18 protein-coding genes are annotated in these 19,872 nt (G+C 64.6%); 7 read left to right on the top strand and 11 right to left on the bottom strand.

Annotated features, from left to right (window positions below):
- Positions 1-54: 54 nt before the first annotated feature.
- Positions 55-3,099: a DNA polymerase I gene (gene polA / locus UB31_RS04400; protein WP_045009946.1), complete on the bottom strand. Its 3,045-nt coding sequence runs from the start codon at positions 3,097-3,099 to the stop codon at positions 55-57.
- A gap of 100 nt (positions 3,100-3,199) precedes the next feature.
- On the bottom strand, positions 3,200-4,042 hold the full coding sequence (locus UB31_RS04395) for a LysR family transcriptional regulator (protein WP_045009945.1): 843 nt from the start codon (positions 4,040-4,042) through the stop codon (positions 3,200-3,202).
- 93 nt (positions 4,043-4,135) lie between these two features.
- Between UB31_RS04395 and UB31_RS04390 the strand changes: the two genes are divergently transcribed.
- Positions 4,136-5,107, top strand: a complete 972-nt coding sequence (locus tag UB31_RS04390; RefSeq protein ID WP_045009944.1) for a quinone oxidoreductase family protein — start codon at positions 4,136-4,138, stop codon at positions 5,105-5,107.
- 5 nt (positions 5,108-5,112) lie between these two features.
- Here UB31_RS04390 and UB31_RS04385 read toward each other — a convergent pair whose 3' ends face one another.
- Positions 5,113-6,180, bottom strand: a complete 1,068-nt coding sequence (locus tag UB31_RS04385; protein ID WP_045009943.1) for an acyltransferase family protein — start codon at positions 6,178-6,180, stop codon at positions 5,113-5,115.
- A 192-nt stretch (positions 6,181-6,372) separates the two neighbouring features.
- Here UB31_RS04385 and UB31_RS04380 point away from each other — a divergent pair, with 192 nt between their 5' ends.
- The 6 genes from UB31_RS04380 to UB31_RS04355 all read left to right on the top strand — a co-directional run bounded on the left by UB31_RS04380 (position 6,373) and on the right by UB31_RS04355 (position 13,294).
- Positions 6,373-7,689 carry a UDP-glucose dehydrogenase family protein gene (locus tag UB31_RS04380; protein ID WP_045009942.1) on the top strand — a complete coding sequence of 439 codons (1,317 nt, stop codon included), beginning with the start codon at positions 6,373-6,375 and terminating at the stop codon, positions 7,687-7,689.
- Between the two features lie 141 nt (positions 7,690-7,830).
- Complete coding sequence (gene hrpB / locus UB31_RS04375) at positions 7,831-10,305, top strand: ATP-dependent helicase HrpB (protein ID WP_045009941.1); 2,475 nt, start codon at positions 7,831-7,833, stop codon at positions 10,303-10,305.
- Positions 10,306-10,432: 127 nt separating this feature from the next.
- Positions 10,433-10,945: a TIGR02281 family clan AA aspartic protease gene (locus tag UB31_RS04370; RefSeq protein ID WP_082078401.1), complete on the top strand. Its 513-nt coding sequence runs from the start codon at positions 10,433-10,435 to the stop codon at positions 10,943-10,945.
- A 59-nt stretch (positions 10,946-11,004) separates the two neighbouring features.
- Entirely contained in the window at positions 11,005-11,301 is a 297-nt protein-coding gene (locus UB31_RS04365) for a nucleotidyltransferase family protein (RefSeq protein WP_045009939.1), read from the top strand.
- Positions 11,291-11,638, top strand: a complete 348-nt coding sequence (locus tag UB31_RS04360) for a HepT-like ribonuclease domain-containing protein (protein WP_045009938.1) — start codon at positions 11,291-11,293, stop codon at positions 11,636-11,638. Before UB31_RS04365 ends, UB31_RS04360 begins: the two co-directional genes overlap by 11 nt.
- A 156-nt stretch (positions 11,639-11,794) precedes the next feature.
- A complete protein-coding gene (locus UB31_RS04355) occupies positions 11,795-13,294 on the top strand; it encodes a phosphomannomutase/phosphoglucomutase (RefSeq protein WP_045001676.1) in 1,500 nt (499 codons plus the stop codon).
- A gap of 73 nt (positions 13,295-13,367) precedes the next feature.
- On the opposite strand, the gene UB31_RS04350 is transcribed toward UB31_RS04355, so the two are convergent.
- From UB31_RS04350 to UB31_RS04315, 8 genes are all read right to left on the bottom strand, one after another.
- A complete protein-coding gene (locus tag UB31_RS04350) occupies positions 13,368-13,877 on the bottom strand; it encodes an Lrp/AsnC family transcriptional regulator (RefSeq protein ID WP_045001675.1) in 510 nt (169 codons plus the stop codon).
- Between the two features lie 67 nt (positions 13,878-13,944).
- Positions 13,945-14,898: a PfkB family carbohydrate kinase gene (locus UB31_RS04345; RefSeq protein WP_045009937.1), complete on the bottom strand. Its 954-nt coding sequence runs from the start codon at positions 14,896-14,898 to the stop codon at positions 13,945-13,947.
- A gap of 6 nt (positions 14,899-14,904) precedes the next feature.
- On the bottom strand, positions 14,905-15,843 hold the full coding sequence (nudC, locus tag UB31_RS04340; protein WP_045001674.1) for an NAD(+) diphosphatase: 939 nt from the start codon (positions 15,841-15,843) through the stop codon (positions 14,905-14,907).
- Positions 15,844-15,854: 11 nt separating this feature from the next.
- Positions 15,855-16,274, bottom strand: a complete 420-nt coding sequence (locus UB31_RS04335; RefSeq protein WP_045010000.1) for an HIT domain-containing protein — start codon at positions 16,272-16,274, stop codon at positions 15,855-15,857.
- Positions 16,275-16,424: 150 nt separating this feature from the next.
- Complete coding sequence (locus tag UB31_RS04330; protein WP_045009936.1) at positions 16,425-17,552, bottom strand: muconate cycloisomerase family protein; 1,128 nt, start codon at positions 17,550-17,552, stop codon at positions 16,425-16,427.
- Positions 17,549-18,304, bottom strand: a complete 756-nt coding sequence (locus UB31_RS04325) for an SDR family NAD(P)-dependent oxidoreductase (protein WP_045009935.1) — start codon at positions 18,302-18,304, stop codon at positions 17,549-17,551. Before UB31_RS04325 ends, UB31_RS04330 begins: the two co-directional genes overlap by 4 nt.
- Positions 18,304-19,098, bottom strand: a complete 795-nt coding sequence (locus UB31_RS04320; protein WP_045009934.1) for an amino acid ABC transporter ATP-binding protein — start codon at positions 19,096-19,098, stop codon at positions 18,304-18,306. The genes UB31_RS04325 and UB31_RS04320 overlap by 1 nt, the downstream gene beginning before the upstream one ends.
- On the bottom strand, positions 19,095-19,757 hold the full coding sequence (locus UB31_RS04315) for an amino acid ABC transporter permease (RefSeq protein ID WP_045009933.1): 663 nt from the start codon (positions 19,755-19,757) through the stop codon (positions 19,095-19,097). The genes UB31_RS04320 and UB31_RS04315 overlap by 4 nt, the downstream gene beginning before the upstream one ends.
- Positions 19,758-19,872: the final 115 nt, after the last annotated feature.

The following is a 19,872-nucleotide window of genomic DNA, read 5'->3' as shown; positions in this document are numbered from 1 at the left end:
AAACTGCTCCCTGTGGTTATGGGTCCCGGCCTTCGCCGGGACGACACCGTCCGGTCAATGCGCCTCGTCCCAATTCGTTGCCGCGCGCGCGTCCACATGCAGCGGGACCGAGAGCAGCACGGCCGGGAACGGCGCGTCCTGCATGACGTGCTGCACGACGGGAAGCGTCGCTGCGACCTCCGCGTCGGGCACCTCGAAGATCAGTTCGTCATGCACCTGGAGCAGCATCTGCGCCGAGAGTTTTTTTGCGGCGAGCGCATCCTCCACCCGCGTCATGGCGCGGCGGATGATGTCGGCGGCGGTGCCCTGGAGCCGGGCGTTGATCGCGGCGCGTTCGTTGAAGGCGCGCACCGAGGCGTTCGATGCCTTGATGTCAGGATAGTGGCATTTACGACCGAACAGCGTGGTGACGTAGCCGTGGCTCCGGCAGAAATCCCGCGTCTCGTCCATATAGGCGCGGATGCCGGGGAAGCGCTCAAAATACTTTTTGATGTAGGCTGACGCTTCTTCGCGCGCGATGCCGAGCTGGTTGGCGAGGCCAAACGCCGAGATGCCGTAGATGATGCCGAAATTGATCGCTTTCGCACGGCGGCGGATTTCGCTCGGCATGCCCTTGATCGGCACGCCGAACATCTCGGAGGCCGTCATCGCGTGAATGTCGAGGCCGTCTTTGAACGCCTGCTTCAGCACGGGGATGTCGGCGATCTCGGCGAGCAGACGCAGTTCGATCTGCGAATAGTCGGCGGAGACGAGCTTGTGCCCGGGCGTCGCGATGAAGGCGCGACGAATCTTGCGGCCGTCCTCGGTGCGCACCGGAATGTTCTGCAAATTCGGCTCGTTCGAGGAGAGCCGGCCCGTGGTGGTCGCGGCCAGCGCGTAGGTTGTGTGCACGCGATGGGTCTGCGGATTGACGTAGGTCGGCAGCGCGTCGGTATAAGTCGATTTCAGCTTGGAAACCTGGCGCCACTCCAGAATCTTCTTCGGGAGATCGTGGCCTTGCTCGGCGAGATCATCCAGCACCTGCGCGGTGGTCGACCAGGCGCCGGTTTTTGTCTTCGTGCCGCCGCTCAGCCCCATCTTGCCGAACAGGATGTCGCCGATTTGCTTGGGGCTGCCGACATTGACCGGTTCGCCCGCGATCTCCTGGATCTCGGCCTCGACGCGCGCGGCGGTCTGGGCGAAGTCGCCGGAGAGACGCGACAGTACCTGGCGGTCGATCGAGATGCCGCGCCGCTCCATCCGTGCGAGCACCGCGACCAGCGGCCGCTCCAGCGTCTCGTAGACTGCGGTCATGTGCTCGGCAACGAGACGCGGCTTCAGCACGCGCCATATGCGCAACGTCACGTCGGCATCCTCGGCTGACGTTTCGGTCGCTTTGTTGATGGGGACCTGATCGAAACTAAGCTTGTTCTTGCCGCTGCCAAGCACGTCGCTATCAGTCAGGACGGCGTGACCGAACCAGCGCTCCGCCAGCGATTCCATGCCATGTGAGCCGCGGCCCGCATCGAGCACATAGGAGATCAGCTGCGCATCGTCGGTATTGCGTAGCGTGATACCGTGCTGTGCCAGCATGACGGACGTGAATTTGACGTCGAAGCCGATCTTCAGGATACCGGCCGATTCCAGCACCGGCCGCAGCGCCTCGATCGCATCCGCGTGCTTGACCTGATCCGGCGCCAGCCCCGCATCGAACAGGCCGGTGCCGCCGCCGGACTGCTTGTGCGCCAGCGGCACATAACAGGCATCGTTCGGCGCCAGCGCCAGCGCGATGCCGCAGAGATCGGCCTGCATCGGATCGATGGAATTGGCGCGGACCTCGATCGCGACATGACCGGCATCGTGGATGCGCGCGATGAAGGCGTTGAGCTCGGCGAGCGTCTTGATCGCCTGGTATTTGCTGCGGTCCACTGGAAGCTTTCTCAAGGCCTCTTCCCGCACGGCAGCTAACGAGATCGGCGCGCCCTTGAGGCTCGCCGACTTGTCACCCTTGTCGCCGCCCTTGGCAATTGCGGCAGGGCTGGCGAAGAGATCGCCGGACGTCTCGGACAATTTTGTCTTGACCGCGCCGTCGGCGGCCCCGCCGCGTGCCTCGCTGCTGTTGCTCGCATCGGCATCGACATTCGCAGGATCGATCTGCGAATAGTCGGCGACGCGCCGCGTCAGCGTGGAAAATTCCATCGCCTTCAGGAAAGCGACCAGCTTACGTGCGTCGGGCTCGTGCACCGCGAGATCGTCGAGCGGCACCTCCAGCTCGACCTTGTCGTCGAGCAGCACGAGTTTTCGCGAGATCCGCGCCTTCTCCGCGTTCTCGATCAGCGCCTCGCGACGCTTGGGCTGCTTGATCTCTGTGGCGCGGAACAGGAGCTGCTCGAGGTCGCCATATTCGACGATCAGTTGCGCCGCGGTCTTGATGCCGATACCGGGGACGCCCGGTACGTTGTCGGTGGAATCGCCGGCCAGCGCCTGCACCTCAACGACCTTCTCCGGCGGCACGCCGAACTTCTCGATCACCTCGGGAATGCCGATGCGGCGATCCTTCATGGTGTCGTACATCGTGATCTTGTCGTTGACGAGCTGCATCAGATCCTTGTCGGAGGACACGATGGTCGTGTGCGCGCCGCGATCGCTAGCCTGCCGCGCATAGGTCGCGATGAGGTCGTCGGCCTCGAAGCCGCCCTGTTCCAGGCAGGGCAGGTCAAAGGCGCGCACGGCCTCGCGGATCAGCGCGAATTGCGGGATCAGATCGTCGGGCGCCGGCGGCCGGTGCGCCTTGTATTCGGGATAGATCTTGTTGCGGAACGTCACTTCCGACTTGTCGAACACGATCGCCAGATGCGTCGGCCGGTTGTCGGCGGGCATGTCGCGCAGCAGCTTCCACAGCATGTTGCAGAAGCCGAGCACGGCATTGACCTGAAGGCCGTCGGACTTGCGGTTCAGCGGCGGCAGCGCGTGATAGGCGCGGAAGATGTAGCCGGAACCGTCGACCAGGAAGACGTGGTCACCCTTGCCGGCGGCCTTCGCCGCGATCGGTTTGGCAGCAGCTGTCGCAGCGGGTTTGGTGTCGGCTTGGGCGGAGGTCTTCGGGGAGGTTTTGGGCATGACCGCAATGTATGAATTTTTGCGGGGTTTGACAGCCTCGACAGGCCGCAATTTTGGCGACTCGCACAGGCAAATCGCGGTGACGGCAGAGCCTCCGAGATCAGGCCAGGCAGCCTTCGATGAAGCTTGCCACCGCGCGCACGGCCGGCGTGCGGCGCAGGTCGCGATGGAGAACCAGCCAGACCTCGCGCCCGACCGGGCGCCCGCCGATGTCATGGCGCTGCAGCCGCGGATCGGCCTCGCCAAGAAATCTTGGCAAGGCGGCGAGGCCAATTCCGGTCCTGGCCGCTGCTGCCTGGTTCTCAAGGTCGTTGGTGCGAAGCACGATCTCGCGCGTGCCGGCGAAGCGCATCAGCCACCGCTGTTGAGGAACCTCATCCATGCTGGCGTCGTAGGCGACGAAGGCGAAAGCATGCGGTTGTGTCGTCTTCAGATAGTCGGGCGAGCCGTAGAGGGCGAACTCGAAATAGCCGATCTTGCGGGCGATCAGCCCCGGCTCCGTCGGACGAGACAGGCGAAGCGCCAGATCCGCCTCGCGGCGATTGAGCGAGGCTGTGCGCTTCTCGCCGATCAGCTTGATCCGGATGCCAGGATGCTGTTGCCGCAGCCGGATCAGCTTCGGCGCGATCAAGAGGTTGGCCAACGAAGGCGGCGCGCTGATCGTGATCTCGCCGGCGATCTCGGATTTTGAGGCCAGCGCGGCGCGCTCCACCGCAAACGCCGTCTCCGCCATCGGAGCTCCGATCTTGGCGATGCGCTTGCCGTCTTCGGTGAGCTCATAGCTGCGCGGCCTGCGGTCCACGAGCTTGAGTGACATGAATGCTTCCAGGGCGGCGACGCGGCGGGCCACGGTGACGTGGTCGACGTTGAGGATCTTTGCAGCGGCTGACAGGCTGCCTTCACGTGCGAGCGCCAGGAAATGCTGCAGGTCGGTCCAGTCCATGTGCGAATTCTCACAACGAAGTCTCAGTTATGAGCAGTTTCGCAGATATTCGGATCATTCCATAGTCCCCCATCATCGACGGGAGAACTCGACATGGCTGTGATCGTGAGGTTGAAGGCGCCCGGTGGCGTAGAACAACTCGAACTGGCGAGCGCCGATCTGCCGCCGCCAGGCTGCGGCGAAATCCGGCTGCAGCAGACCGCGATCGGCGTCAATTCGATCGACATCTATCAGCGCATCGGTCTCTACGCGCTTCCGCCCGAGCGCATTCCCGGCGTTGAGGCGGTGGGCATCGTCGCGGCGCTGGGTTCTGAGGTCGCCGGTCTCGCGGTCGGGGACCGCGTCGCTTACGCTGGCGCACCGGTCGGTGCCTATGCGTCTGAGCGCAATCTGCCGTCCTGGCGCTGCGTGAAGCTTCCCGCCAGCGTGCCGGATGAGGCGGTCGCCGCGGCGTTCGTCAAGAGCATTACAGCCGACATGCTGCTCAGTCGCGTTTTCCCTGTCGGCCGCGGGACGACGATTCTCGTCCATAGTGCCGCGGGAGGGCTCGGGCAGCTCCTGACGCGCTGGGCCAGTGCACTCGGGGCGGTCGTGATCGGGACCGTCGGTTCGCCGGAGAAAGCCGAGATCGCCCGCGCAGCCGGTGCGCGTCATGTGATTGTCGGGCGGGACGCCGATTTTGCCGCGGCCGTCGCCGATCTCACTACTGGACGCGGCGTCGATGTCGCCTATGACGGCGTCGGGGGGATGACGTTGCAAAAGACGCTAGGCTGCGTGCGGCCATTTGGCGTCGTGGCGAGTATTGGCCAGTCGGCCGGGCCGATCCCGCCCGTCGATGTCCACGATCTCGGGCCGCGGCGCAGCCTGATGTTGGCGCGGCCGAGCGTCATGGCTCACATGAACGATGCCGATGCGTACTGCCGTTCTGCCGAGCGGGTGCTTGCCGCGATGGTCGATGGCGTGCTCCATGTGACCGGCAAAGCCTACAGCCTTCGGGATGCGGCGCTGGCGCAGGCCGACCTGGAAGCCGGACGTACCACGGGAGCCTTGTATCTGCGACCTTGAGCGGCCTACTCCGCCGCCTGCAATACCGGCGCGGCGTTCTTCGGTGCGATCCAGAATGCATCGGGCCGCTCGAACAGGAAGTCGGCATTGAGCCGGAGCGCGGCCTGCCAGATCGCCAGCGAGCCGATCACGCCGACGATGGTCACGATCAGCGACACTGTGCCGATGTCGGGAATGATGCCGGTGTGCAGCAGCAGCGTGCGCGTTGCCGCCATCGGCAGGAAGAAGCCGAGATAGATCACGATAGAATGCGCGCCGCAGAAGCGTAAAAAGTTCAGCCAGCGGATGCGCGCGAGCAGCGTGCCCATCGTGATGATGGCACAGGCGCCGGCGAAGCCGAGCACGAGTGACACGATCTTCCATTCGCTGGCGCCGAGCGCGACCACACTCGCATTGATTAGGGCCCAGGCCGCGAGCGCTGCAAGCGCCCATGCGGAATGGTTGCGCGCGCGATCCGACAGCGCGAACACGTAGGGCGCAAACAAATAGCCCGAATAGAAATAGACGAAGCGCGCGCAGAACTCGTCGATTGCGGTCCAGCCGGTCGCCACATGCGCCGTCTCCAGCGCTGCCGCGACGATCCAGATCGCGAGCGGGGAAATTCGCCGTGTCAGCTTTGTGACAATGAAAAAGATCGGCAGCAGGTAAATGAACCAGAGCGTGCCGAACGGCTCGATGAAGGATTCGAGATACAGCAGCCCTGCGTCGCGCCAGCCGGTCTCGGCCGCGAAAGCAGGCGCCTTGAAGCCGAACTGGATTGTCACCCAGACGACATAAAAATAAGCGAAATGCACCACCTTGCGGTCGAGATAGGTCCGCCAGTCCCGATCGATCACCAGTGGCAGGAACAGCCCCGAAATCAGGAAGAAGTCCGGCATCCGAAACGGCTTTGCGAACGCCACCAGGACATGCATGAAACCGGTCTCGCCGGCGGCGAGCTCGACCCCCAGCACCGAATGCATCATCACGACCATGACGATGCAGATGCCCTTGGCATAGTCGACCCAATCGACACGCGCGGCGGCCGCGGCGTGATGCCCTCTGCTCGCGGCGATTGTGCCGGATGGTGTCATGGTGTCCCTGTTCGAAGCGAGTTCCGCCCGGCTCTGTCCGGGTGTGGGGCAGTGTGGGCCCTTGCGGTTTACGATTTCTTTACCGGTACAATTTGCGTGCCGGTTTTTGCCTGCAGACTGTTCTCTTTCCTCGGGAAAATGCTAAACCGCCCCGAATTGGGGTTTCGTTAACCAACGCAGGCAGGGTTATTCATGCGCATCGCTATGATCGGCACGGGTTATGTGGGACTGGTGTCCGGAGCCTGTTTTGCGGATTTCGGTCACGACGTCACCTGCGTCGACAAGGACGAGAAGAAGATCGCAGCGCTTCATCGCGGCGAGATCCCGATCTACGAGCCCGGGCTCGACGAGCTGGTCGCGACCAACGTCAAGGCCAAGCGGCTCGATTTCACCACCGACCTGTCCAAGCCGGTCGCGGACGCCGACGCCGTGTTCATCGCGGTCGGCACGCCGTCGCGCCGTGGCGATGGCCACGCCGATCTCTCCTATGTCTACGCCGCTGCGCGCGAGATCGCGCAGTCGCTCTCGGGCTTCACCGTCGTGGTGACGAAATCGACCGTCCCGGTCGGCACCGGCGACGAGGTCGAGCGCATCATTCGCGAGGCTAACCCCAAGGCCGACGTCGTCGTCGCCTCCAACCCCGAGTTCCTGCGCGAAGGCGCCGCGATCCGCGACTTCAAGTTCCCCGACCGCGTCGTGGTCGGCACCTCCGACGAGCGTGGCCGCAAGGTGATGGGCGACGTCTACCGCCCGCTGTCGCTCAACCAGGCGCCGCTGATGTTCACGGAACGCCGCACCGCCGAGATGATCAAATACGCTGCGAACGCGTTCCTCGCGACCAAGATCACCTTCATCAACGAGATCGCGGATCTCTCCGAAAAGGTCGGCGCCAACGTGCAGGAGGTCGCGCGCGGCATTGGCCTCGACAACCGCATCGGCACGAAGTTTTTGCACGCCGGCCCAGGCTTCGGCGGCTCCTGCTTCCCGAAAGACACCAAGGCGCTGATCAAGATCGCGCAGGACTATGACGTGAGCTTGCGCATCGTCGAGTCCGTGCTGGCGGTCAACGAGAACCGCAAGCGCGCGATGGCGCGGAAGGTAAGCCAGGCGCTTGGCGGCTCGCTGCGCGGCAAGACCATCGCTGTGCTCGGCCTCACCTTCAAGCCCGATACGGATGATATGCGCGACGCGCCGTCGATCCCGCTCGTCACCGGCCTCCTCGACATGGGCGCGAAGGTCAAGGCCTACGATCCCGTCGGCATGGAGCAGGCCAAGGGCGAGTTGCCCAGCATCATTTATTGCGAAGATGCGTATTCCTGCGCTGAAGGCGCCGATGCGGTCGTCATCGTCACCGAATGGACGCAGTTCCGCGGGCTCGATCTCGACCGGCTGAAGGCGACCATGGCGCAACCCGTCGTCGTCGATCTCCGCAACATCTTCCGCCCGGAAGACATGCGTGCGGCCGGCTTCACCTATGAGAGCATCGGACGGCCTCCGGTTCAGGGCTGATCGCGGCATACGATTGTCATACCCCGCGAAGGCGGGGTATCCAGTAACCCCGATCTTCGTGATGATTGGGACCTGAGTTTACTGGATCACCCGCCCCGGCGCGCAATCGCGCGTAAGGCGGGTGATGACGGAAGCGAGATTTTGCCCCGCAGCTTCGATACGCCCCTCCCGATCGACGCCGTGCTCGACGAGCTGTCGCGCACGCTGGAGGCGCACAATGCCGCCGTGCTGGTGGCGCCGCCCGGCGCCGGCAAGACCACGCGGGTGCCGCTGGCGCTGCTGGATGCGCCCTGGGCCAGGGCTAAGAAAATCATCGTGCTGGAGCCGCGGCGCATTGCTGCCCGGGCGAGCGCCGATCGCATGGCCAAATCGCTTGGCGAGCGCGCCGGCGAAACCGTCGGCTACCGTGTCCGTTTCGGCTCGAAGATATCGCGCGCGACCCGCATCGAGGTGGTGACCGAAGGCATCTTCACCCGTCAGATCCTCGACGATCCCGAACTCTCGGGCATTGCCGCAATCCTGTTCGACGAATTCCATGAACGCTCGCTCGACGCCGATCTCGGTCTCGCGCTTGCGCGCGATGCGCAGGTGGGCCTGCGCGAGGATCTGCGCATCCTCGTGATGTCGGCAACGCTCGACGGTGCCCGTGTCGGAAAGCTCCTGGGCGATGCGCCCGTCGTCGAGAGCGAGGGCCGCGCCTTTCCGGTCGAGACGCGCTATCTCGGCCGCAAGGCGGATGCGCAGATTGAACGGCAGATGGCCGATGCGATCGCCTCGGCCCTGCGCGCCGATGCCGGCTCGGTGCTGGCATTTTTGCCGGGCGCCGCCGAAATCCGCCGCACCCAGACTTTCCTCGGCGAGCGTGTGCAGGACGCCAGCATCGAGATCGTGCCGCTGTTCGGTGCGCTCGATGCCGCCGTGCAGGATCGCGCGATCTCGCCTGCGCCCAGGGGTATGCGCAAGGTGGTGTTGGCGACCTCGATCGCGGAGACCTCGCTCACCATCGAAGGCGTCCGCATCGTCGTCGATTCTGGTCTTGCCCGCGTGCCGCGCTATGAGCCGGATATCGGGCTGACGCGGCTCGAGACCGTGCGCGTCTCGCGCGCCGCGGCGGATCAGCGCCGCGGCCGCGCCGGCCGCACCGAGCCGGGCGTCTGCTACCGTCTTTGGGACGAGCCGCAGACGGCGTCGCTTGCGCCCTACACCCAGCCCGAAATCCTCAGCGCTGATCTCTCTTCGCTGGTGCTCGATCTTGCGCAATGGGGCGTCGCTGACCCCGCAGCGCTGTCGTTCCTCGATCCACCGCCCGGGCCGGCCTGGAAGGAAGCCAAGAGCCTGCTCACCGAGCTCAACGCGCTCGATGGTGATGGCCGCATCACCACTGAGGGCAAGAGCCTGCGCGCGCTGGCGCTGCCGCCGCGGCTCGCGCGCATGATCGTGGATTCGCATCGTGCGGGCGCGGGCGAGGCCGCTGCCGAAATCGCCGCCATCCTCACCGAGCGCGGGCTCGGCGGCGACAGCGCCGATCTCGAGTACCGGCGCGACCAGTTTCGCCGCGACCGTTCGCCGCGCGCGTCGAGTGCGCGCGATCTGGCGCGGCGCTGGGCGTCGCAGGTGGCAGCTTCCGAGAAAGCGGGGCAGCAGGAGGATCTCTCGACCGGCCTGATGCTCGCCTATGCCTTCCCGGACCGCGTCGCGCGCAACCGCGGCAATGGCAGTTTTGTGCTCGCCAACGGCCGCGGCGCGGCCGTCGAGCAATCGTCGTCGCTTGCCCGTACGCCCTACATCGCGATCGGCGAGATGACAGGGACAGCGGCGAGCGGGCGCATCCTGCTCGCCGCGCCGATCGCGCAGGACGATATCGAGCTTCATTTCGCCGAGCATATCGAGGCCGTTGACGAGATCTCCTTCGATCGTGGTGCGATGGCGCTGCGCGCGCGACGAAAACGCACGCTGCATGCGATCACATTATCCGAGGCCACACTCGCCGTGTCGCCCTCGGAGGCGACCGCGCGCATCTTCGCGGACGGGCTGATCGCCGCGGGCCTCGACCGGCTGCCCTGGTCGAAGGCCGCAAAACAATGGCGCGACCGCGTGATGTTTTTGCGCAAGGCCGAGGGCGACAGCTGGCCTGATCTGTCAGATGACGGACTGATCGCGCGGCGTGACGACTGGCTGGTGCCGGCGCTCTACGACAAGATCGCGCTGAAGGATATCGCCGCCGGCGATCTCTCCGATGCGCTGATAGCGCTGCTACCCTGGGAGATGCGCGCGCGACTCGAGCGCGAGGCGCCGACGCATTTCGAGGCGCCGACCGGCACGGTGCTCGCGATCGACTATGAAGCCGAGCAGGGACCGACCATCGCGGTGCGGCTCCAGGAATTGTTCGGGCTCAACACCCATCCGTCGATCGCGGCCGGCAAGGTGCCGCTGGTGCTGGAACTGCTGTCGCCGGCGCAGCGCCCAGTGCAGGTGACGCGCGATCTCCCCGGCTTCTGGCGCGGCAGCTACGCCGCGGTGCGCTCGGACCTGCGCGGCCGCTACCCGCGCCACCCCTGGCCGGATGATCCGGCGAGCGCGCTGCCGACCCGACGGGTGAAACCGCGCGGCACCTGAGAGATCACGACCCCGCATTAACCGTCCGCTCATCCTTTTCGTCAAAATGACACCGGCCTGGTCGCGGCGTAGCTCGCAGGCGGGCGCGTTGCGTGGTGAAATCGTGCTTTCCGTTCCGAGTGGTGTCATGCGTAACATAATGATCTTCGCGGCCATCCTGATCGGGCTGGGCACCTTCATGGCGCAGATGGCGGACAGGATCAGCTCCGCCTCCGCGACGTCAGCGCCGCGCACGACCATTGCGGCCGCGTCAACGGCGCAGGCCGGCAGCCGCAGCTTCAGCATTCCCCGCGATGGCCGCGGTCATTTCCAGGCCGAGGGCCGCATCGACGGCCAGCGCATCGGCTTCATGGTCGACACCGGCGCTTCCGTGGTTGCGCTGAACGAGACCTCGGCCGCCCGCTTTGGCCTGCGTCCCTCGCGCAGCGAGTACAACGCCACCGTCACCACCGCCAACGGCACCATCAAGGCCGCGCGCGCCCGCATCGCCATGCTGGACGTCGGCGGCCTCGTCGTGCGTGACGTCGATGCCATGGTGCTGCCGGACGAGGCGCTGTCGGAAAACCTGCTCGGCCTCTCCTTCCTGTCCCGCCTCAAGCGTTTCGAATACGCCAACGGCCAGATGGTGCTGGAGCAGTAAGGGCCTTCGGGGCTGGATGGGGCCTCCCGCTGGAGCAGGCGGCGTGTTATATTTGTTCCATGAACAGCCCCGACGCGATAGCGATCCTGCGACAGTCCGAGCCTGCTCTGCGTGAGCGGGGCGTCTTGCATGCCGCGTTGTTTGGTTCGGTGGCCCGAGGTGATAACCACTCCGGCAGTGACGTCGATATCATGGTAGAGATCGATCCGGACGCGCGGATCACTGTCTTCGAATACGTCGAGCTCAAGGAATATATCGCCAATCTTTTCGATAAGCCGGTTGACGTCGTCAACCGCGACAGCCTGAAGTCATACGTCGCATCCGTTGCGACAGCCCAGGCCGTCTATGCCTTCTGACCGCACAGACGGGACGCTTCGGGATATTTTGCACCACATCGATCTGGCGGTTGAGTTTGCCCGAGGGTTTGACCGCGAAGCTTTCACGGCAGATTTGAGATCGGTGTATGCGGTCACGCGATGCCTGGAGATTATCTCGGAAGCATCGCGGCGGCTTCCCGAGAACTTGAAGGCAAGGCACCCAGCGATAGCATGGAAGCAGATGGCGGCGGCAGGGAACGTCTATCGGCACAACTATGAAGATGTCGCTGCCCATTTGGTGTGGGAGACCGTTCAACAGGCCCTGCCGCCTCTACGGACGGCAGTCGAAGAGGAGATTGCACGCCTGCAGGGTTAGCCGGTCTTGGCTAGATATGCTGGTCTCTGTCTAGGCGAGGTTCCCGTTGCCAAACTGCCGCAATTATCCGCCATAAGCCCTCATTCCCGCCTTCCGCTGTGGCCCGGCATTCGCTAAGGCTGCATCAATTCCCGCCATTTTCACGAGACCGTCTCAATGTTTCCCAAGCCAAAGTCAGTGTTGCTGCCCAACACCTATGCCTTCGAATCCGAGCCGATGGTGAAGGCCACGGGTTTCCGCGAATACGACGCGCGCTGGCTGTTCCAAAAGGAAATCAACCTGATGGGGATACAGGCGCTCGGCATGGGGCTGGGGGCGCTGATCGCCGAACTCGGCGTCAGCCAGGAGATCGTCACTGGTCATGATTTCCGCGGCTATTCGGCCTCGATCAAATATGCGCTGATCTCCGGCCTGATGGCGGCGGGCTGCAAGGTGCACGACATCGGCCTGGCGGTAACGCCGATGGCCTATTTCGCGCAGTTCGACCTCGACGTGCCCTGCTGCGCCATGGTCACGGCCTCGCACAACGACAATGGCTGGACCGGCGTGAAGATGGGCGCCAACCGCCCGCTGACGTTTGGCCCGGACGAGATGACGCGGCTGAAGGAAATCGTGCTCAATGCCGATTTCAAGAACAAGGCCGGCGGCTCCTACCAATTCCACGAGAACTATCCGGCGCGCTACATCGCCGATCTCACCAATCGTCCGAAGCTCAAGCGCAAGCTGAAAGTCGTTGCGGCCTGTGGCAACGGTACCGCCGGCGCATTCGCGCCGCAGGTGCTGGAAGCGATCGGCTGCGAGGTGATCCCGCTCGACACCGAGCTCGACCACACCTTCCCGAAATACAATCCGAATCCGGAAGATATGGAAATGCTGCACGCGATCCGCGACGCGGTGCTCCAGCACAAGGCCGATGTCGGCCTTGGCTTCGACGGTGACGGCGATCGCTGCGGCGTCGTCGACAACACCGGCGAGGAGATTTTTGCCGATAAGGTCGGCGTGATGCTGGCGCGCGACATGTCGGCGATCCACAAGGACGCGCAGTTCATCGTCGACGTGAAGTCGACCGGCCTCTTCATCACCGATCCGGTGCTCCAGAAGCAGGGCGCAAAGACCACCTATTGGAAGACCGGCCATTCCTACATGAAGCGCCGCACTCACGAGACCGGCGCGCTCGCCGGCTTCGAGAAATCCGGCCATTTCTTCTTCAACAAGCCGTATGGACGCGGCTATGACGACGGCCTGGTCTCGGCGCTCGCGATCTGCGACATGCTCGATCGCGCGCCCGGCAAGTCGATGGCGGACTTGAAGAACGCGCTGCCAAAGACCTGGTCGTCGCCGACCATGTCGCCGCATTGCGCCGACGAGGTCAAATACGGCGTCATCGACCAGGTCGTGAAGCACTTTGAAGGCTTGCAGGCGAAGGGCGCCAAGATCGGCGGCCAGGCGATCCGCGATCTCGTCACCGTCAACGGCGTGCGCGTCACGGTCGAAGACGGCAGCTGGGGGCTGGTGCGCGCCTCCTCCAACAAACCCGAGCTCGTGGTCGTGGTCGAGAGCCCGGTCTCCGAGCAGCGCATGCACGACATGTTCGAGATGGTGAACAGCGTGTTGCGCACGCATCCCGAAGTCGGCGAGTACAATCAGAAGATCTGAGCAGCGGGGCGCGCGCTCGCCGAATCGCCCGGTCATCGAGCCGGGCGATGACAGCTTTTTCGTGTGGTGAGTCTTAAGCCGCCACCACCGCCGGAATCGGGAGCGCCGTGACCGACTTGATCTTCTCCATCGCGAAGCGCGAGGTGACGTTCTTCAGCGGCACGGCGCTGATCAGCTTCTTGTAGAAGATGTCATAGGCCTGCATGTCCGCGACTACGACGCGCAGCATGTAGTCGACGTCGCCGGCCATGCGATAGAACTCCATCACTTCGGGCATGGCACTGACGGCCTCGGCGAATTTCTTCAGCCATGCGTCCGAATGATCGGAGCTCTCGACCGACACGAACACGGAGATGCCGAGCCCGATCTTGTTCTGGTCGACCAGTGCCACCCGCTTGGTGATCACGCCGTCAGCTTCCAGGCGCTGGATGCGCTTCCAGCAGGGGGTCGAGGACAGTCCGACCCGGTCTCCGATCTCGGCAACCGACAGGGAAGCATCGTCCTGAAGCACCATCAGGATCTTGCGATCGATGGCGTCGAGGCGGCGGCTGGTCTCGGGGAGTTGGACAGCGAGGTCAGTCATCTGAAGAACTTTGTTCCATTATGAGGGCTGGTTTCCCTCTTATAGAGAAAAATCTTCTATCGCAAGCCTATAATCTCGGCGGTGAGCTCGGAGCTAACCTTGGGTGACTGCGTAAAAGCTCTTCAACTTCAATGCGTTGTGGGGCGGCCAGGCCGCCTCCATGCCGGGTGCATTTCAGCGCTGCGGCGGCCGCGGCGAATCGCAGCGCCTCCCGCGCGTCGCCGCCCTCAGTGAGGCGGAGCGTGAAGGCGCCATGGAAGACGTCGCCGGCGCCGAGCGTGTCTACGGCATCGACCGGAAAGGCCGGCGTCTCCTCAAGCGCGCCCGCCTCGTTCAGCCAGATCGTGCCATTCGGACCGCGGGTGGCGGCCAGGAAGGCCGGCGTCAGCCCCGCCAGGCGTTTCAATGCCTCGCTATCGTCGGTCACGCCTGCGGTCTGCTGCACCTGTTCGCTGGCGAACAGCAGATGTGAGGCGGCTGTCAGCAGCTCGTCGGTCAGCGCCATCGCGCGGTCGACGCCGACGATGACGGCAATGCCGCGCCGGCGTGCCTTGTCGCAGAGATCGATGCAGAACGAAGCGCAGCGGCTCTCGACGAGGACCGCCTGGCAATCGGCCAGCAATTCGTCGGTGTCCGGCAGCTTCACCGTCCACAGCACGGGATCGCGATAGATCGTGAGGGTTCGTTCGCCGGAGGGCTCGATCATGATCGCAGAGACTGGCGTCATCAGCCCCGGCATGCGCACGATATGCGTGGTCTCGATACCCTCGGTCGCCATGCGGTCGAGGATGAAGCGGCTCGACATTTCGCCGGCATCGCCCATCGGCCCGGCAAACGCGGCACGGCCGCCGAGCCGCGCAATGGCAATCGCGGCATTGAGCGCGTTGCCGCCGCAGATCTCCGCGAGATGGCTGGCGTTGGCCTTGCAGCCGCGCTCGGGCACGGCCTCGACGCGAAAAGTCAGGTCGCGCACGGGAATGCCGATGCAGAGGATGCGCGGCGCGATCCCTGGTGCAGCCATCGGCGGTCAGCTCTTGTCGTGCACCCAGCGGCCGAGCAGGTGATGGGCGATCGCGAAAGGATGCGGACCCGCGAGCCCGTCGGGATGGGTCCGCGTCAACATCAGGGCCGCCTCTTCGCGCGTGAACCAGCGCGCATCCTCGAGCTCGGAGTGATCGACGACGACGTCCTCGTTCAGCGCTCGCGCGCTGCAGCCGATCATCAGCGACGACGGATAGGGCCAGGGCTGAGTCATGTAATACTGCACGTCGGTGCAGCTGATGCCGGACTCTTCGAGGATCTCGCGGCGTACCGCATCCTCGATGGTTTCGGCGGCCTCGACGAAGCCGGCGAGGCAGGAATACATGCCCGGCGGAAACTGCTTCTGGCGGCCGAGCAGGCATTTTTCGCCGGACGCCACCAGCATGATCACGACCGGATCGGTGCGGGGGAAATGCTCGGCCTTGCAGCTTGGGCATTCGCGCTTCCAGCCGCCTTCCTTCATCGCGCTGCGCGTGCCGCAATTGGCGCAATAGCCGTGGCGCTGGTGCCAGCTCACCATCGACTTCGCCATTGCGATCGCCGAGAGCTCTTGCGGTGGAATCGCGCCCTGCATCGCCATGCCGCGCAGCTCGGTGACGGTGTAGTCCTCGCGCCCGATCAGCTTTTCCGCTGCGGCTTGGGGCAGGCCCATGCCGAACACAGCCGCACCATCGCGCAGCCCTAGGAAAATCGTGCCGGGATTGGCGCCGCACTTCAGCGCCTCGTCGAACGAGAGCAGCGCGCGTGCTTTTTCGCCCTCGCGCTTCACCAGCAGCGAGTCGCGGTAGACGACATAGGCGCGCGATGACGGCTTCTGCTCCATCGCGAACAGCTTTTCATCATCGCGGCGCAGGTGCGCGGCGCGATCGAGGACGTCGGTGACGAAGGCCGGTTGCCCCAGCGGAAACGAGTCGAATGCTGACATTTCTTGTTCTTTCAACCCAACCAGATTTTTCGGCGAAGCGCGCTGATGAAATTCTGCACCTCGGTGGCGTCGTGCGCCAAGGGCTTCATCACGCCCCACACCGGCCGCGGCCAGGCGGCGTCACTGGTCCGGCGCGCGATGATGTGGACGTGAAGCTGCGGCACCAAATTGCCGAGCGCGGCGATATTGAGCTTGTCGCATTGGGTGATCTCCTTCAGCGCGCGCGACACGCGGGAGATCTCCGTCATCAGCTGCGCCTGCTGGACCTCATCGAGATCGATGATCTCGACCGCGTCGGTGCGGCGGGGCACCAGCAGCAGCCAGGGATAATGCGCGTCCTTGATAACCAGCACCTTCGACAGCGGCAAATCGCCGATGTCGATGGTGTCCTCTTTCAGGCGGGAGTGCAGCGACCAGGCGGGATCGGACATGAAGGTTTCCGGATGGCCCGATGGGGCGGGCTTGTTTGGTCGGACCATACGATACCGATTCCGATAGGGGAAGGATCGGGGCCGGAGGGGCCGCATGCTCCGTTGTCGTCCCGGCCTTCGCCGGGACGACGGCGAATTCGTGGCGGCCGTCTACGCCTCCGCCAGCACCCGCGCATTGGCGCGGATCGAGGCTTCGCTGACGCGAATCCCGAGGCCGGGGCCGTCGGGCACCACGACATGGCCGCCGCGGTTGGCGACGCGCTCTTCGAGCACGTCCTCGGTCAGCACATGATGCGGCATGTAGAATTCGCAGCCGAGCGAGATGCCCGGCGTCGCCGCGATCAGCTGCGTGCCGGCGGCGAGCCCAATGCCGCCCTCCCACAGCGTGCCGCCATAGCCGGGCAGGCCGGCGATGTCGGCGATCGCCATGATCGCCTGGGCCTCGAACAGGCCGCCGGCCTTCATCAGCTTGATCGAGACGGCGTCGGCTGCCTCGCGGCGCACCACCTCCATCATGTCGCGGCGGTCAAAACAGCTTTCGTCGGCAAGCACGGGCGTTTCCAGCGCCGCCGTGAGCTGCGCCATCACGTCGAGAAATTTGCGCGGCACCGGCTGCTCGATGAAGGTCGGCGCAAACTGTTCGATATCGCGCAGGATCTTGATGGCGCCGAACGGCGCCAGCGCCTGGTTGTAGTCGACGCGCAGGTCGACCTTGTCGCCGAACTCGTTCCGGATCGCTTCGAGATGATCGATATCCTCGCGATGCGGCTTCACACCGGTCTTGACCTTGTAGATGACGTTGCCGTCCGGAACCATTTTTCGCATGCGTTCGAGATCGGCGGGAAAGTCCGGATCGGCGATCGAGAACGACAGGGGAATCGTGTCGCGCACGCGGCCGCCAAGGAGATCCGCGACCGAAAGCCCCGACGATTTGCCGACGATGTCGAGCAGTGCCATCTCGATCGCGACCTTGGCTTCGGCGTGACCGACCAGCGCGCGGTCGAGCTCAGCCATCAGCGCGCGAATGCGGCGCACGGGTTTGCCGAGCACGATCGGCCGCAGATAGATGTCGAGGGCGGAGAAGGCCGATTCCGGCGTCCCCGTGAACACCTCCCATGGCGCCGCCTCGCCCCAGCCGACCACGCCGTCGCTTGATGTGAGCTCGAGCAGCACACGCTTGACCGTGCCCTTGACGTTGCCGACGCCCTGGAGGCGCGCCATCTTGATCGGGCTCTCGATTAGGAACAGCCTGATGCGTGCGACGGTTGCTTCGGTCATGTCAGGCCTCCATTGACGTGCCAGACCTGGCCGGTGACGTAGGACGCCCTCGGCGATGCCAGGAAGGCGATGATTTCGGCCACTTCGTCCGGCCGCCCGCGACGGCGCATCGGAATCAGCGCCTCGGTCGTGGCGATCTGCTCGGGCGAGAGCCGGCTCTCGCTCGGCTTGTCCTTGACGATGAGGCCCGGCGAAACTGCATTCACAGTGATGCCGTCCTTGGCAAGTTCAACTGCGGTGAGCCGAACCAGCGCTTCGAGCGCGGCGCGGCTGGCGGCCGTTGCCGCGAACGGCGCGAACTCGGGCCGGATCGCGTGCGCGACGAAGGACGACACCGCGACAATCCGCGCATCGTGGCCGGTACGCAACAGCGGCAGCGCGGCGTCGACCAGCCGCGTGAAGGCCAGCGCCGATTCATCCATTGCTTGGCGGAATTGATCCGCCGGCGTGCCGATGGCGCTGCCGCGTCGGGCATGGCCGCCGACCAGGATCAATCCATCGAGGCGACCGAAGGCGCTCTGTGTCGCGGCGATGGCATCGGTGATCGCCGCTTCCTCGGCAAGATCGCCGAGGCACTTTGCGACAACAGCGCCTTGCGCTTCGGCCTCCACTGCTGTGGCATCAAGGCCGGCTGCGTTCGAGCGCGTATGCAGCAGCAGTGCGGTGCCGGGCGCTGCGAGCAGTTTTGCGGTGGCGCGACCGATGCCGCTGGCGGCGCCGGTGACAAGATAAACACGATCGATATTGGGCATCACGATACTGTCGTAGCCGGCGGCAGTGCGCCGGTGCGGTGGAAATGGCTGAGGAAGGCGCGAGTCGCGGCTGCCTGCGGATTGTCGATCACCTGCCGCGCCGGGCCTTCCTCGACGACGACACCGTCGCGCATGAAGATCAAGCGGTCGGCGACTTCGCGGGCAAAGGCGATTTCGTGAGTTACGATCACCATCGTCATGCCCTCGGACGCCAGCCGCTGGATGACGGCGAGCACTTCGCCGACGAGCTCGGGATCGAGCGCCGAAGTCGCCTCGTCGAACAGCATGACGTCCGGCTCCATCGCGAGCGCGCGCGCGATCGCAACGCGCTGCTTCTGGCCGCCGGAGAGCGTTGCCGGATATTGGTCGGCCTTTTCCGCGAGGCCCACTTTAGCAAGCTGGGCGCGAGCGAGCTTCTCGGCGTCCGCCTTGGCCATGCGACGCACCGTGACCGGCCCCTCCATCACGTTCTGGAGCGTCGTCATGTGCGGGAACAGATTGAAGTGCTGGAACACCATTCCGGTGGTGGCGCGGAATTTTGCCAGCGTCTTCACGTCGGGCAGCTTCGACCCGTCGCCGAACGAAAAGCGCGTGTCGCCGACGCGGACGCTGCCGCCGTCGGGTACGACCAGAAGATTGATGCAGCGGAGCAGCGTCGACTTGCCGGAGCCGGACGGGCCGATCAGAGCGACGACGCCGCCCTTGGCGACGTCGAGGCTGATGGTCTTCAAGACTTCGTTGCTGCCAAAGCTCTTGCGCAAGCCCCTGATCTCGATTTTTGACGTCTCGCTCATTCGCCGACCGCCAGTCGCTTTTCGCCGCGCCGGGCGAGGATGGTCAGAGGAATCAGGATCGCGGCGTAGGCGACCGCGACCGCTGTGTAGGTCTCGAGCGGCCGGTAGCTGTCATGGGCGGCGACCTGGCTCTGATAGACCAGGTCAGGCACCGCCAGCACCGAGACCAGCGAGGTGTTCTTGAACTGAATGATCGACTGGTTCATCAGCGCCGGGATCATGCGCTTGATCGCCTGCGGCAGCACGATGCGTCGCATCGCCTGGCCCGGTGTCATGCCGAGCGCAGCACCCGCTTCCGACTGGCCGTTGTCGATCGAGACGATGCCGCCGCGGATGATCTCCGAGTAGAACGAGCCGCCATAGAGCGAGAGCGCCAGCGCCGAGGCCGTGATCGGCGTCATCTCGACGCCGGCGAGGATCGGCAGCGCGTAATAGAACCAGATCAGCTGCACCAGGATCGGCGTGCAGCGGAACGCCTCGATGAAGGTGAGGGCGAGGAGACGCACGGCCCTGAAGCGCGACAGGCTACCGAACGCGCCGAACAGCCCGAACACCAGCCCGAGCACGACGATGACCACGGTAAAGCCGACGGTGACGCCAAGCCCGTTGAGAAAGAGCCAGCGATAGCTCCAGAGGATGCCGAAGTCCCACTGATACATGCGTTCTTTCTTGCTTCACCTCTCCCGCTTGCGGGAGAGGTCGCGTCGCATCGAAGATGCGATGCGGGTGAGGGCTCTCTCCTTACGGGGGTTCTCGATTGTGGAGACACCCTCA

It is taken from the genome of Bradyrhizobium sp. LTSP849 (genome assembly GCF_000938255.1).
Lineage (GTDB): Bacteria > Pseudomonadota > Alphaproteobacteria > Rhizobiales > Xanthobacteraceae > Bradyrhizobium.
Note: the sequence above shows the minus strand (reverse complement) of the source record. Positions and strands in the feature narration are given on the sequence as shown.